16 protein-coding genes are annotated in these 14,485 nt (G+C 58.6%); all 16 read right to left on the reverse strand.

The features are described from left to right. Positions 1 to 6: 6 nt before the first annotated feature. Positions 7 to 2,130 (reverse strand): flagellar biosynthesis protein FlhA, encoded by a 2,124-nt coding sequence (flhA, locus tag CUR33_RS10250; RefSeq protein WP_289239765.1) that lies wholly within the window; start codon positions 2,128 to 2,130, stop codon positions 7 to 9. Between the two features lie 133 nt (positions 2,131 to 2,263). Next, on the reverse strand, positions 2,264 to 3,400 hold the full coding sequence (flhB, locus tag CUR33_RS10255; protein ID WP_289239547.1) for a flagellar biosynthesis protein FlhB: 1,137 nt from the start codon (positions 3,398 to 3,400) through the stop codon (positions 2,264 to 2,266). A gap of 3 nt (positions 3,401 to 3,403) precedes the next feature. Further along, positions 3,404 to 4,180, reverse strand: coding sequence for a flagellar biosynthetic protein FliR (gene fliR / locus CUR33_RS10260; RefSeq protein ID WP_090252099.1), 777 nt, complete (start codon positions 4,178 to 4,180; stop codon positions 3,404 to 3,406). 1 nt (position 4,181) lies between these two features. Continuing rightward, positions 4,182 to 4,451 (reverse strand): flagellar biosynthesis protein FliQ, encoded by a 270-nt coding sequence (gene fliQ / locus CUR33_RS10265; protein WP_167145319.1) that lies wholly within the window; start codon positions 4,449 to 4,451, stop codon positions 4,182 to 4,184. A 2-nt stretch (positions 4,452 to 4,453) separates the two neighbouring features. Further along, positions 4,454 to 5,239 carry a flagellar type III secretion system pore protein FliP gene (gene fliP, locus CUR33_RS10270; RefSeq protein ID WP_160087934.1) on the reverse strand — a complete coding sequence of 262 codons (786 nt, stop codon included), beginning with the start codon at positions 5,237 to 5,239 and terminating at the stop codon, positions 4,454 to 4,456. Then, a complete protein-coding gene (gene fliO / locus CUR33_RS10275) occupies positions 5,239 to 5,670 on the reverse strand; it encodes a flagellar biosynthetic protein FliO (RefSeq protein WP_289239548.1) in 432 nt (143 codons plus the stop codon). Before fliO ends, fliP begins: the two co-directional genes overlap by 1 nt. A 2-nt stretch (positions 5,671 to 5,672) precedes the next feature. Beyond that, complete coding sequence (gene fliN / locus CUR33_RS10280; RefSeq protein WP_090252089.1) at positions 5,673 to 6,143, reverse strand: flagellar motor switch protein FliN; 471 nt, start codon at positions 6,141 to 6,143, stop codon at positions 5,673 to 5,675. A 32-nt stretch (positions 6,144 to 6,175) separates the two neighbouring features. Next, positions 6,176 to 7,147, reverse strand: coding sequence for a flagellar motor switch protein FliM (fliM, locus tag CUR33_RS10285; protein WP_289239549.1), 972 nt, complete (start codon positions 7,145 to 7,147; stop codon positions 6,176 to 6,178). 13 nt (positions 7,148 to 7,160) lie between these two features. Next, the gene (fliL, locus tag CUR33_RS10290; RefSeq protein WP_289239550.1) at positions 7,161 to 7,688 is read right to left on the reverse strand and encodes a flagellar basal body-associated protein FliL; all 528 of its coding nucleotides are present in this window, start codon (positions 7,686 to 7,688) and stop codon (positions 7,161 to 7,163) included. 233 nt (positions 7,689 to 7,921) lie between these two features. Next, entirely contained in the window at positions 7,922 to 9,172 is a 1,251-nt protein-coding gene (locus tag CUR33_RS10295) for a flagellar hook-length control protein FliK (RefSeq protein ID WP_289239551.1), read from the reverse strand. Between the two features lie 118 nt (positions 9,173 to 9,290). Then, positions 9,291 to 9,644, reverse strand: coding sequence for an Hpt domain-containing protein (locus CUR33_RS10300; protein WP_289239552.1), 354 nt, complete (start codon positions 9,642 to 9,644; stop codon positions 9,291 to 9,293). Positions 9,645 to 9,674: 30 nt separating this feature from the next. After that, positions 9,675 to 11,369 carry an ATP-binding SpoIIE family protein phosphatase gene (locus tag CUR33_RS10305; RefSeq protein ID WP_289239553.1) on the reverse strand — a complete coding sequence of 565 codons (1,695 nt, stop codon included), beginning with the start codon at positions 11,367 to 11,369 and terminating at the stop codon, positions 9,675 to 9,677. A gap of 14 nt (positions 11,370 to 11,383) precedes the next feature. After that, the gene (locus CUR33_RS10310) at positions 11,384 to 11,689 is read right to left on the reverse strand and encodes an STAS domain-containing protein (protein ID WP_090252075.1); all 306 of its coding nucleotides are present in this window, start codon (positions 11,687 to 11,689) and stop codon (positions 11,384 to 11,386) included. Positions 11,690 to 11,833: 144 nt separating this feature from the next. After that, on the reverse strand, positions 11,834 to 12,286 hold the full coding sequence (gene fliJ / locus CUR33_RS10315) for a flagellar export protein FliJ (RefSeq protein ID WP_090252074.1): 453 nt from the start codon (positions 12,284 to 12,286) through the stop codon (positions 11,834 to 11,836). A 3-nt stretch (positions 12,287 to 12,289) separates the two neighbouring features. Beyond that, positions 12,290 to 13,651, reverse strand: a complete 1,362-nt coding sequence (fliI, locus tag CUR33_RS10320) for a flagellar protein export ATPase FliI (RefSeq protein WP_282876379.1) — start codon at positions 13,649 to 13,651, stop codon at positions 12,290 to 12,292. Next, on the reverse strand, positions 13,641 to 14,474 hold the full coding sequence (gene fliH, locus CUR33_RS10325; RefSeq protein ID WP_289239554.1) for a flagellar assembly protein FliH: 834 nt from the start codon (positions 14,472 to 14,474) through the stop codon (positions 13,641 to 13,643). Before fliH ends, fliI begins: the two co-directional genes overlap by 11 nt. Positions 14,475 to 14,485: the final 11 nt, after the last annotated feature.

Below are 14,485 nucleotides of genomic sequence, written 5' to 3' on the forward strand. Positions count from 1 at the left end.
CCTCGGTTAGTTCTGCCCCACCGTCGCAACGATGGTGACCTGCTTGTTATCCGGAATTTCCTGGTATGCCAGTACATGGATACTCGGAACCGCCAGCCGCGCGAATCGCGAGAGCATCGCCCGGACCGGACCGGCAACCAGCAGAATCACTGGCTTGCCGAGCATTTCCTGGCGCTGCGCCGCTTCCACCAGGGAACGCTGCAGCTTCTCGGCCATGCCAGGTTCCAGGAGGATGCCCTCCTCGGAGCCTTGACCGGCCTTCTGGATACTGTTGAGCAATATCTGTTCCAACCTGGGTTCAAGGGTGATCACAGGCAGCTCCAGCTCTAGTCCCACAATGCTTTGCACGATTGCGCGAGCCAACGCGACGCGTACCGCAGCCACCATCGCGGCGGGATCTTGACTCTTCACCGCGACGTTGGCGATGGCCTCGGCGATGGTGCGGATATCGCGTACCGGCACCTGTTCCTGCAGCAGGCTCTGCAGCACCTTGAGCAGGGTTGACAGGGAAATCATCCCTGGCACCAGCTCTTCAGCCAGCTTCGGCGAGCTCTTGGCCAAGAGCTGCATCAACTGTTGCACTTCCTCGTGACCCAGCAGCTCATGGGCATGTTTGTGCAGGACCTGGTTGAGGTGGGTCGCCACTACGGTACTGGCGTCCACCACGGTGTAGCCAAGCGACTGCGCCTGATCACGCTGACTCGGGTCGATCCACACCGCCTCCAGACCGAATGCCGGATCCTTGGCAGCGATACCGTTAAGTGGCCCGAACACCTGACCGGGGTTGATCGCCAGCTCACGGTCCGGATACACCTCGGCCTCGGCCACGCTGACCCCCATCAGCGTCAGGCGATAAGCATTGGGCTGCAGGTCCAGGTTGTCGCGGATATGCACCGAGGGCATCAGAAAGCCCATTTCCTGTGAGAGCTTCTTACGCACGCCCTTGATCCGCGCCAGCAGCTGGCCACCCTGGTTACGGTCAACCAACGGAATCAGCCGATACCCCACTTCCAGGCCAACCATATCCACCGGCGTTACGTCGTCCCAGCCCAGCTCCTTAACCTCTTGAGCCTTCTGCGCCGGCAGCAATTCCTGTTGGCGCTGCACTTCCTTGATCTCGTTTTCCTTGGTTGTACGCTGTTTGTTGGCAATCCAGTACGCGGCACCCGCAGCCACCAGGCCCAGGCTGATAAAAGAGAAATGCGGCATACCGGGCACCAGGCCCATGGCGATCATCACCGCAGCCGTCACCGCCAGAGCACGCGGCGAGGCGAACATCTGCCGATTGACCTGCGCACCCATGTCTTCCGAGCTGGAAACACGGGTCACCATGATCGCCGCTGCAGTCGACAGCAGCAGCGATGGAATCTGCGCCACCAGGCCGTCACCGATGGTCAGCAAAGTGTAGATACGGCCCGCGTCGGCGAAACTCAGGTCATGCTGGAAAATACCGATGGCGATGCCACCGATCAGGTTGATGAACAGAATCAGCAGGCCGGCAATCGCATCGCCGCGCACAAACTTGCTGGCACCGTCCATGGAGCCGTAGAAGTCGGCTTCCTGGGACACTTCGCTGCGACGCTTCTTGGCCTCCGCCTGGTCGATCAACCCGGCATTCAGGTCCGCGTCGATGGCCATCTGCTTGCCCGGCATGGCGTCCAAGGTGAAACGCGCACTGACCTCGGAGATACGTCCGGCACCTTTGGTGACCACCACGAAGTTGATGATCATCAGGATCGCGAACACCACGATACCGACCACGTAGTTACCACCGATCACTACCTCACCGAAGGCCTGGATCACCTTACCGGCGGCGTCATGGCCATCCTGACCATGCAACAGCACCACCCGGGTGGAGGCGACGTTAAGCGCCAGACGCAGCAAAGTCGCCGCTAGCAAAATGGTCGGGAAAACGGCGAAATCCAGTGGGCGCAACGCATAGATCGCCACCAGCAGGACGACGATCGACAGGGCAATACTGAAGGTGAACAGCACATCCAGCAGGAAAGGCGGGATGGGCAGCATGACCATGCCGAGCATGACCAGCAGCAACAGCGGGATGCCCAGATTGCCCTGCTTCAACCCCGAGAGGTTACTGCGCGCATCAGTGAGCACTTGCGAGCGATTTATTGCCACATCCCTACCCCAGCCAATTCAATCTTTTGACGCTGAGCGCGCCTTTGGGGAGGGTTTTGCAAGAAGCTGTCCAACTTCCTCAGGTTGCAACAAAACAAACCTGGACACGCTGTAACAGCAGATGAAATCACTCGTCGCGGCGTAAATCTGGCGGGATAGGCATATCCGGCAGCGGGCCAGGACGCTTGCCCTTGCCCGCCTGGTACTGACGCAGCTGGTAGACGTACGCCAGGACCTGAGCGATGGCCAGGTACAGGCCGGCCGGGATTTCCTGATCCAGCTCAGTGGAATAGAACACCGCCCGCGCCAAGGCTGGTGATTCCAGCACCATGACCTTGTGCTCGTTGGCGATTTCGCGAATCTTCAATGCGGTGAAGTCACCGCCCTTGGCCAGCAGCACCGGTGCACTGCCTTTGGCCGGGTCGTACTTCAAGGCCACGGCAAAGTGCGTCGGGTTGGTGATGACCACATCAGCGTCGGGCACCGACTGCATCATGCGTCGCTCGGCCATTTCACGCTGCAACTGGCGAATACGCTGCTTGACCTCGGGCTTGCCCTCGCTGTCCTTGTACTCGTCGCGCACTTCCTGCTTGGTCATCATCAGCTTCTGCTTACTGCTCCAGAGCTGAAACGGCACATCCACGGCGGCAATCAGAATCAGCCCGCAGGACATCCACAATGCACTCCAGCCCACCACCGTTGCGGAGTGCAGGATGGCCGCTTCAATCGGCTCATGGACGATCGCCAGGAGGTCTTCTTGCCAGGCCGAAAGCACCGCCACCCCCACCAACAGAATCAGGGTGAACTTGGCCAACGCCTTGAGCAGCTCAACCAAGGCATCGGTCGAAAACATACGTTTAAGCCCTGCCAGAGGGTTCATGCGACTGAGTTTGGGCGCCATGGCTTCGGCCGAGAACAGCCAGCCACCGAGAGAGATCGGCCCCACAATCGACACAATCAACAACAACACGAACAGCGGGAACAGCGCTTCCAGCGCGATCTGCCCAGAGGCTGCCAGCCACAGCGACATGCTGCGCTCATCCATGATCACCTCGCGGGTCAGCGAGAAATTGCCCTGCATGATGTCGAGCATGGCGTTGGCCATGCTGCCACCAAACGCGAGCATCCCGCCAAAACCACCGAGGGTTACCGCCAGGGTATTGAGTTCTTTAGAACGGGCAATCTGCCCCTTTTCACGGGATTCGCGTAGGCGTTTCTCCGTGGGTTCCTCGCTTTTATCGGCACCGCTCTCGGATTCGGCCATGGCTTAACTCGCCCCCGCCATTTCACGAAGAAACTGCAACGCCTCAGTGGCAAATACCTGGTACTGCGCGAGGATATCGGCCATGCCAATCCACACGATGACCATGCCCAACACCAGGGTCAGTGGGAAACCAATGGAGAAGATATTCAGCTGCGGCGCGGCGCGGGTCATTACCCCGAATGCCAGGTTGATCACCAACAACGCGGTAATCGCCGGCAATACCAGAAGCAGAGCAGCCCCCAACACCCAGCCTAATTTGTTAGCAATTTCCCAGTAGTTTTCCACCAGAAAGCCACCACCTACTGGCAGGGTGAAGAAGCTCTCAGCCAGCACTTCAAACACCACCAGGTGGGCGTTCATGGCGAGAAACAGCAAGGTCACCAAGATCATGAACACCTGACCGATCACCGGCACCGAGATCCCATTAGCCGGGTCAATCATTGAGGCGAAGCCAAGGCCCATCTGGATGGCCACAATCTGACCGGCAATGACAAACACCTGAAAGAACAGTTGCAGGACAAACCCGAACATCAAGCCAATCAGGATTTCCTGGGCAATCCAGATAAAGGCTTGCAGGTTGATGGCATCAATCACTGGCATCGGTGGCAAGGTCGGCATAATCACCACACAGATAGCCAGGGCCAGGTACAGGCGTACCCGCGCCGAAACCAGCTGGGTACCAATGATCGGCATAAACATCAGCAGAGCTGAAATGCGAAACAGCGGCAGCAGAAAGCTACCCACCCACGCACCGATCTGCTCGTTGCTTAGCTCGAGCATGTCAGCCGATCAGCATCGGAATGTTCATGATCAGGTTCTCGGTGTACTCCATCAGTTCACGCACCAGCCACGGCCCGAGCACAATCAAACAGACCAAAATCACCAACAGCCTGGGCAGAAAGCTCAAAGTCTGTTCGTTGATCTGTGTGGCGGCCTGAAACATGGCTACCAACAGCCCTACCAGCAGGCTCGGCACCACCAAAATGGCCACGATCATGGCGGTCAACCACAGCGCATCGCGAACCAAGTCCACCGCAACTTCAGGCGTCATGTCTAAGTACCTCCGAAGCTGGCCGCCAGCGTACCCATGATCAGCGCCCAGCCATCAATCAACACAAACAGCATGATTTTGAATGGCAGTGAAATGATCAACGGCGAGAGCATCATCATCCCCATCGCCATCAAGATACTGGCCACCACCATGTCGATGATCAGAAACGGAATAAAGATCATAAAGCCGATCTGGAAGGCGGTTTTCAGCTCGGAGGTGACAAACGCCGGCACCAGAATGGTCAGCGGCGCCTCTTCCGGGCTGGCGATATCCGTGCGTTTGGACAGGCGCACAAACAGTTCCAGATCGCTTTCACGGGTCTGTGACAGCATAAAATTCTTGATCGGCCCTTCGGCCTTGAGAATCGCTTCCTGCGCAGGCAGTTGCTCGTTCAGGTAGGGCTGCAGCGCCTCGCGGTTAATCTGATCGAACACCGGCGCCATGATAAACATGGTCAAAAACAGCGCCATACCAACCAGGATCTGGTTAGACGGTGTCTGTTGCAACCCCAGGGCCTGACGCAAAATCGAGAAGACAATGATGATCCGGGTAAAACTGGTCATCAGCATGACAAACGCTGGAATAAAGCTCAGCGCAGTCATGATCAGCAGGATTTGCAGGCTGACCGAGTACTCCTGCTGCCCAGCGGTGTCGGTACTCAGGGTGATGGCCGGAATCGACAGCGGGTTATTGCCCGACTGAATCAAGGTACTGGCAGTCGGCGGATCGGCAGCGAATGCCAGTGACGCACCCACGCTAAAAACCAGCATCAGCAGCAAACGCAGCATCACGACTTGTCCTTCTGGTCTTTACCCAACAGCTCCATCAGGCGCTGAGCAAACTCAGTCGAGGCAGGCTCAACATCCGGCATATGCACCGGTTCTTGCAGCACATGCAACGACGTGATGGTGCCTGGGGTAAGACCCAGCAATACCTGCTCGTTACCCACCTGCACCAGCACCAGGCGATCACGCGGCCCCAGCGCCTGGGTGGCCAGCACTTTGATGACCTGGCCACCCCGCGGCACGATTTGCTGCACGCGGCGCACCAGCCAGGCCAGCAGAAAAATCAGGCCAATCACCAACAGCAGGCCCAGCAGCAACTGCACAAGTTGCCCGCCCATACCCGTTCCAGCAAGGGGTACAGCCGCTTGCGCGGCCGGTTCGGCAGCCTGAGCCGCAACCGGTAGCAGCAAGCCCAACACAAGGGTTCTAAGCATGGTTAGCGCAGCTTCTTGATGCGTTCGCTTGGACTGATCACGTCAGTCAGGCGAATGCCGAACTTCTCGTTCACCACCACCACTTCGCCGTGGGCGATCAGGGTGCCGTTGACAAGCACATCCAGCGGCTCACCGGCCAAACGATCCAACTCGATCACCGAGCCCTGGTTGAGCTGCAGCAGGTTACGGATGGTGATATCGGTATTGCCGACCTCCATGGAAATGGACACCGGAATATCCAGAATCACATCCAAATTCGGCCCATCCAGATTCACCGGCAGGTTCATCTTCGGCGCACTGTCAAACTCTTCCATTGGCGCACGTGGCGCTGATGGAGCAGGGTCGCTGGCGGCGAGCATGGCGTCGATATCATCCTGCCCGGCATCGCCGGCTTCAGACAATGCAGCCGCCCACTCATCAGCAAGTGCCTGCTCCTCGGGCGAGCTGGCTTCATTTTCGTTTTCGTCTGCCATCGTTTTTCCTCGGCTGGCGTTGAATAGGGGTATTAGCGGTTACGCTCAATGGGGCCGAGCACCTGCAAAGCCAGCTTGCCTTTGTGCGCCCCCATCTTGACCTTGAATGAGGGCACACCGTTGGCGCACAGCACCACGCTTTCCGGCAGGTCCACCGGGATCACGTCACCGGGCTGCATATGCAGAATGTCGCGCAGCTTGAGCTGGCGGCGGGCAACAGTGGCGCCCAGGGGCACGCTGACGCCAAGAATGTCTTCGCGCAGCGCTTTGATCCAGCGCTCGTCCTGATCGTCGACATCGGACTGGAAGCCCGCGTCGAGCATCTCGCGGATCGGCTCAATCATCGAATACGGCATGGTGATGTGCAGGTCGCCGCCACCGCCATCCAATTCAATATGGAAGGTCGATACCACGATCACTTCACTGGGACTGACGATGTTGGCCAGCGCGGGATTCACTTCCGAGTTGACGTACTCGAAGTTGATATCCATCACCGCGTGCCAGGCTTCCTTGAGGTCAATAAAAGCCTGATCGAGCACCATGCGCACCACTCGCAACTCAGTGGGGGTGAACTCACGCCCTTCGATCTTGGCGTGCCGGCCATCGCCACCAAAGAAGTTGTCGACCAGCTTGAACACCAGCTTGGCGTCGAGAATAAACAGACCGGTGCCGCGCAACGGCTTCATCTTCACCAGGTTGAGGCTGGTCGGCACGTACAGCGAGTGCACGTATTCGCCGAATTTCATGACCTGCACACCGCCCACTGCCACATCGGCGGAGCGGCGCAGCAGGTTGAACATGCTGATGCGGGTATAGCGGGCAAAACGCTCGTTGATCATCTCAAGCGTCGGCATGCGCCCACGGACAATGCGGTCCTGACTGGTCAGGTCATATTGCTTGACGCTTCCCGGTTCGGCTTCGTCCTCGGTTTCAACCAAGCCGTCGTCGACACCGTGCAGCAGGGCATCGATCTCATCCTGGGAAAGCAGGTCTTGCACAGCCATAGATGGCTCCTGATTACTGCAACACGAGGTTGGTGAACAGCACTTGCTCAACCGTGACTTTGCCGGTCTCTTTCTCTGCCAGCTCCTGCACGCTGGCAGTCGCTTGCTGACGCAGCATTTCTTTACCGACCGGGGTTAGCAAGGAACCGAAATCCTGACCGGAAAACAGCATCACCAGGCGGTTACGCAACACCGGCATGTGCACCTTGAGCGCATCCAGGGCCACTTGATCACGGGTCATCAACGCCACACTAACCTGCATATAGCGGGCGCGGCCTTGGTGGTTGAAATTCACGACAAAGGCCGGTGACAGCTCTTCATAAATTGCAGCCTGTTTGACGGGTACTGCTGGTTCGGCGCTGACTTCTGCCTTGGTTTCTTCAGCCCCTGCGTCCTTTTTACTTAAAAAGAACCAGGTTCCCCCCACAGAAAGGCCTACAGCGAGCAACACCGCAATAACGATGATAATGATCAGCTTCATTTTGCCGGCTGGTTTCGCCTCGGCATTTGCCGGTGCCGGTGCTGCTTCTTTCTTAGCCATGCCAATAATCCGTCGTTATTCGGAGTTCTATCCGTTTTCAAAGGGTTACGAGCAAGTGTTATGCCAGTCTGTCAACAAACCTGCTCAGTACGAGTGGCGCAGCACCTGAAGGTGATGCGACCAAGGCATTCGATCAACGTACGCCCAAACAAAATCGCCCGACTCCCACACACGGGGAGTCGGGCGAAATGCAGTTTAGATCAGTGGGCCATGCAACTACAGCAGCAAGCGCTCTATGCGTAGTAATCAACCAAGCCACGGGCACTTACAGATGACGTGCGAGCCGACTCGACCGCACTCGAATGCAGTTCCTCATCCCCGCCAAGCAGTTCACTGGAGGACCCTCCGCGACTATTGCCGCCATCGCCCCCCTGCCCTTGCCAACCGCGGTTGAGCGACTGATCAGAAACATTCACGTCCGGCTGATTCATACCCTGCTGGGCAAACAGTTCACGCAAACGGTGCATCTGCGAATCCAGCGCTTCACGCACACCGGCATGTGGACTGGCGAACGTCACCTGACTTTGGTCCTGGTTGACGCTGATACGCACCTCCAGACGGCCGAGCTCTGCAGGATCCAGCTGAATCTCAGCCGACTTGAGGTTCTGGCTGGACATCACCATCACCCGATCCACCACGGCTTCACTCCAGCCACCCTGCTGCATGGCCACCGGTTGGCCAGCCAATAAGGGCGCGCGCGCCTGGGTCGCTTGTTGGTTCATCGCCTGAGTCAGGGCATTGAGCTTACTGACAAAGTTCTCTGGCGCGTTATTGGCCGTGCCTTCCTTCAACGCCTCCAGGCTTTTACCGGTGAGGGCTTCAAGCTGTAACTCTGGCAGTTCCAGGCTATCCCCCTCGACCGGGGTTTCATCCTGTACCACCTGACTGGCCAACAAACTCTGACTGACGTTTTGCGCCTGGACCGAGGGCGCTCCAGCCTGATCGGCCTGCAGCTTCTCCTTCGCCCCCATTTCCAGGGCCATGCGCACTGCCGGCAGCTGATTGAGCGCATCCAGCTCAGCATCAAAGCTGGCCTCGGTCATGCTCGCCGGGCCGGAGCTGGTCAAGTTACCCGTAGTGACCATCAGCGGCACAGGTTCGGCTTCAAGCGCCACGTCATCCGTCTCGGCTACGGGCATCTCACCGGTGATGCCAAGCAACAGAAGCGGATCCAGAACGGCGCCATCGCTTGCCGGATCAGTCGGCAAAGGCTTGCCGCTATCGGCAACCTCGGCTTGCCCAACGGCAGCCGGCGCCTGCACATCCAGCGGTTCGTCTTTATCAACATTGCTTTCACGTGCCGGCTTTGCTGGCCCGTCGTTACGTTCAGCCGCTTTAGCCTGCCGCTCTTTGGCATACACCTGAGAGAAGCTGGAAGCCTCATTCTTATTAGGCTGCGCGGGCTTTTCCGGCGGTTTTGATGCAGCAGCTCTGGGCTTTACTTCAGGTGCTGACTTGAGCAGCAGATCGGGGGCAACGGACATGGATACTCTCCGCTCGGGATTGGTCGTGCGAAGGGTTCTGCAAGGGGCGGGCCAACTTGTTTATTGGCAGACAGGGCGAGGTGAACTGCAGTAACGTCAGGAGGCAGGCGCAGCAAGGTTAATGCCGATAACGCTGGCGCTCGGACTTGAGCAGGATGCGCACAATGGCAAACTCACGCTCAATTTGTTCGACCAGCTCAGGAGCCTGCTCCAACTGTTCGCGACGGCCAGCCTCTTCCAGCTGTTTACACAGGCCCGCCAGCATCGGCGCCCCCATGTTGCTGCAACTGCCTTTAAAGCTGTGAGCCGCCAACCGCAAGCTTTGCGCATCGGCCGCTTGCTCGGCTTGGCGCAGTACGAGCAGGCGCTCTTCAGAATCAATCACAAAGGTGTCCAGCAGCACCGGATATTCATCTTCCATGACATCCTGCAAGGCTGCTAATACTGCGCTATCAAGGTGAATATCGGACAACGGCTCGCTCCCCTCGCGTGGTGCCCCGGATTATGCCCCAGGCAACCAGGAAAACTCCACGCGCACCCCCGGTTCGCCGTCGCCCCAACTGCAACGTTCACTCAGTTGCCTGACCAAGGCCAGTCCGCGGCCACTCAAACTATGTGCGTCACGCGGTTCAACGGGCACTTGTTGAGGATCGAACCCCGAGCCACTGTCTTCAACACGGACGATCAAGCGCCCTCCTGCGCCTTCAGGTAATAGCTGCAGGTGAAAGCGCACAAATCCGTCGGTCAGCGCAGCCAGGCGCACACTGCGCTGGCGGTAGTACTCAGCAAACCCCTCGGCATTTGCCTTGAGCGCTGAGTCCAACCCCAACACGCCATGCTCAAGCGCATTGGAATATAACTCGGCCAACACACTGAACAAGGCTCCGCCTTGAGGCCTTAGCCCCTGCACCTCAAGCAGTAATTGCAGGAGAAACGGCAGCGGGTTGAAGTGACGCAGGGTTTCACCGCGAAACTCGAAGCTGGCTGACCAGTCCAGGGAATGACTCTGCCCATTATCGGCAAAGGCCAGTGGCGGGCGGCTCAACTCCGCATCATCAACCAGGCTGACCTCAAGCAAGCTGACATCGTCCTGCTGCTCACCACTGAAATGGGTCAGCGCCTGCTGAATTTCAGTGAACAACGCCGGCAGATGCCGGTTAGCGGCGATCACCTCCAGCAAGCGCTCTTCACCAAACGACTCACCGAGCTTGTTACAGGTCTCCAACACACCATCGGAGAGCAGAAAAACCCGATCACCCAGCGCCAGCGGGTAGACCTCATACTTGTCGTTGAATGCGGCCGGTTCCAGCACACCCAACGGCAAGTGCCGCGACACCAGCGGCAAACGCTCGCCACTACCGCGCAGCAGATAGCCATCCGGCAGGCCGCCATTCCATACCTCTACCACCTGCCGCTGGAAACTGATATTCAACACCGTCGCACAGCAAAACACCCCGACGGGGAGAATGCGTTTGAGCTTGGCATTGATCTCGCGTAGCACTTCGGCGAGGGAATAGCCCTTGGCCGTCATGCCATAGAACACCTCAGCCAGCGGCATCGCCCCAATTGCTGCGGGCAAACCGTGGCCGGTGAAATCCCCCAGCAACACATGCATGCCACCCGACGGTTTGAACGCAGCCAATAGCAGATCGCCGTTGAACACTGCGTAAGGTGATTGCAGGTAGCGGATATTCGGTGCATCCAGGCAACCGGAGTGCGTCACCTTGTCAAACACGGCCTTGGCCACGCGCTGCTCAGTGAGCAGGTGTTCATTGTGCATGGCAATCAGATCACGCTGCTGCAGCACCGTATCCTGCAGGCGGCGCAAGCGATCCATGGCCTTGATTTTCGCTTCGAGAATGACCCGGTTGTAGGGTTTAGCAAGAAAGTCATCACCGCCGGCCTCCAGGCAGCGCACCAGGGCTTCGCCTTCGGTCAGTGAGGTCAGAAAAATGATCGGCACCAACTCTTCGCCGGCCACCTGCTTGATCCGTCGGGCAGCTTCAAAGCCGTCCATGATGGGCATCAAGGCATCCATCAGGACCAACTGCGGCCGCTCTTGCTCGAACAGGGCTACTGCCTCCAAACCATTACTGGCGGTCAGTACCCGGTGCCCTTGGCGACTGACGATGGTCGACAGCAGCATGCGATCAGCCGCGTTGTCCTCGGCAATCAGGATGGACAGACGCTCAGCCATGACATGCGCCTCGATCAGGCGATTTTAAACAGCTGCTCGAAATTCGAGATTGCGAGAATCTTGCGCACATCCGGGTTGCAGTTGAGCAAGCGGATTTGCGCACTGTCGCCGCCGGCATGGTCACGCAACAACAACAGCATGCCGAGCGCGGAGCTGTCCAGGTAAGTGGTGTCTTTGAGGTCTACAACGTAGCGTTGCGGGGTGCTGTTGACGCGCTCGTAGGCATTGCGAAATTCCTGATGCGCACCGAAATCGAAGCGTCCCTGAATCAGAATGGTCAGCTCTTGCCCATCGGATGAGGGCAGCGAGGTGATGGCCATGAATTACTCCTATAAGCGAAAAGACGAGGCCGCACATACCAGTGGACCAGGCAGCAGGTTATGCATGATCAAGATGTAGCATTGCAATGCGCTGGCAGCAACTGTTTAGGCTGTGTCGATGTGTTGCAGGTGGGTAATTCGCGTTTAAGACTGCGAATCGCGGGCGGATATGCGCTGGGACAACTCATCAAGCAGTTTCTGCTCACGCTTGTCCTCAGCCAGGCGTGCTTCATCCTGATAACGCTTGACCAATTTGCGCAAACCTTCCAACCGCGCATAGCGTTGCTGCCAGGCCTCTCGCACCTTTTCCATATTGCTGCGGTGCCAGTCAACGCTGGTGCGCTGTTGGCCGATGGCGGTTTCCAGCTGGGTAAGAAAGCGCTGATAGTTCATCAGCCACTGTCCGGAAACCCCGCGCTGGCCCTCGCTGATCCATTGCTGCTGGTAGTCTCCGCGGTAGCGCTCCAGATCGCCCAACTGCACTTCAGCCTGGCGCAGCAGGCCCTGGCAACGACCTAATTGCAGTGCAGCCTCACGCTCGGCACGCTCGGCCATATCGACCACCGGGGCCAGTCGCGCGGCGCGGCTTTGTGCCATGGATTATGCGCCCGTTGCAGCGGGATTGAAGGTCGCAGCCAGCTGTGCGCTGCTGCTTTCCAGGCTTTCGTTGTCCTGCAGATTCTGCCGCAAGTACTTGACCATGGCTGGCTGACGGGCAATGGCCAGGTCAGTATCCGCGTCACCGCCCGGCACATAAGCGCCCACACTGATCAGGTCGCGGCTCTGCTGATAGCGCGACCACAGCTGTTTGAAACGCTGCGCCAGGCGCATGTGCTCAGCGCTGACCACCTGCGGCATGACCCGGCTGATCGAGGCTTCGATATCGATGGCCGGGTAATGGCCTTCTTCGGCCAGTCGGCGCGACAGCACGATATGGCCATCGAGCACACCACGGGCAGCGTCGGCAATCGGGTCCTGCTGATCGTCACCTTCACTGAGCACGGTGTAGAACGCGGTAATCGAGCCACCACCCTTCTCCGCATTACCGGCGCGCTCGACCAGTTTGGGCAGGCGGGCAAATACCGAGGGCGGATAACCTTTGGTTGCCGGCGGCTCACCAATGGCCAGGGCGATTTCGCGCTGGGCCTGGGCAAAGCGGGTCAGCGAATCCATCAGCAACAAGACATTCTTGCCCTTGTCGCGAAAGTATTCGGCAATTCGCGTGCAATACATCGCCGCGCGCAAACGCATCAGCGGCGCATCATCGGCCGGCGAGGCCACCACCACCGAGCGCTTAAGGCCCTCATGGCCGAGGATCTCGTCGATAAATTCTTTTACTTCGCGGCCCCGCTCGCCGATCAGCCCGACCACGATAATGTCGGCCTCGGTAAACCGCGTCATCATGCCCAGCAGCACCGACTTACCGACACCGGTACCGGCAAACAGCCCGAGGCGCTGACCACGGCCAACGGTCAGCAAGCCGTTGATTGAACGGATGCCAACATCCAGCGGTTCGCTGATCGGGTGGCGATTGAGCGGGTTGATCGCCGGGCCGTCCATCGGCACCCAATCCTCCGCCTTCATGCCACCCTTACCGTCAAGCGCGCGACCCGTGCCATCGAGCACTCGGCCCAGCATCGACATGCCCATGGGCAAGCGTCCGGTGTCAGGCAGCGGCACTACACGAGCACCTGGGGCGATGCCCGCCAGGCTGCCGACCGGCATCAGAAAGATTTTGCCGTTGGAAAAGCCCATGACCTCGGCTTCAACCTGCACCGGATGATAGCTGTCGTCATTGATGACCAGGCAGCGACTGCCCAGGGCAGCACGCAGGCCTTCGGCTTCCAGGGTCAAACCGACCATGCGCAGCAGGCGACCCTCCACCAACGGCTGGGTCGGCAGTGTCACGGCCTCGCTGTAACCCGCCAGGCGCTTGGCGAAACTCACCCGATCAAGGCGCATCCGGGCTCGCCTGGCTGTGTATCTGCGCAGCCTCCGCCGCTGGCGCATCCAAATCGGTATGCAAGTCAGCCTCCAGCGGGTGCGCTGCCTGCTCACGCTGCTGCTCGAACAGCTGTTTGATCGCTTGGTTCAAGCGGGTTTCCACCGTGGCATCAATACGGCTGAGTTCGCTTTCCACCCGACACCCACCGGGCAGCAAAGAGGTATCTTCGAGAATTCGCCAGCTTTCTTCGTGGCGCTCGCGCAGGGCCTTGATGATTTCGAAGTCTTGCGGGTTGACGTGAATACGGATGTTACCGGTGCCCATCGGCAGCAACTTGAGCGCCTCGCTGAGCACCTGGCGAATCTGACTCGAATCACTGACCAGCTCGCGTTGAATCACCTGGCGCACCATTTGCCCAAGCAGGCTGACTATGGCTTCTTCAAGCTGCTGATCCTGTGCGCTAATCGGCTCGAACAGCTGCGTCATCAGCTGCTCCATGCTGGCCAGTTTGGCGGCCAAGGCGATATCAGCTTCCTGCTTGGCCTTCAGTTGGCCAGCATGAAAACCGTCCTTCTCACCGGTGGCAAACCCTTCGTTGTAGGCGTCCTGACGGATTGCCTCCAACTCGTCCAACGTCAAGGGTTTGACGTCTTCAAGGGCCACCTCTTCACTCTCAGCCGTAGCCTGATCGCTCGCATCAATAGGCTGCTCGGACGCGAGCTCCTCTTCGCTAGGCTCAGGTGTTTCGACTTCTGGGTCGAAGCTGGGCAACGCCCACACATCAACGCCTTTGAGATCCTTGGCGCGAATCAGCTCGCTGGGCGGCTCTTTACTGGACATGCGTCAAACCA

This window comes from Pseudomonas sp. FEMGT703P (assembly GCF_002786345.1).
In the GTDB taxonomy this organism is placed as follows: domain Bacteria; phylum Pseudomonadota; class Gammaproteobacteria; order Pseudomonadales; family Pseudomonadaceae; genus Aquipseudomonas; species Aquipseudomonas peli.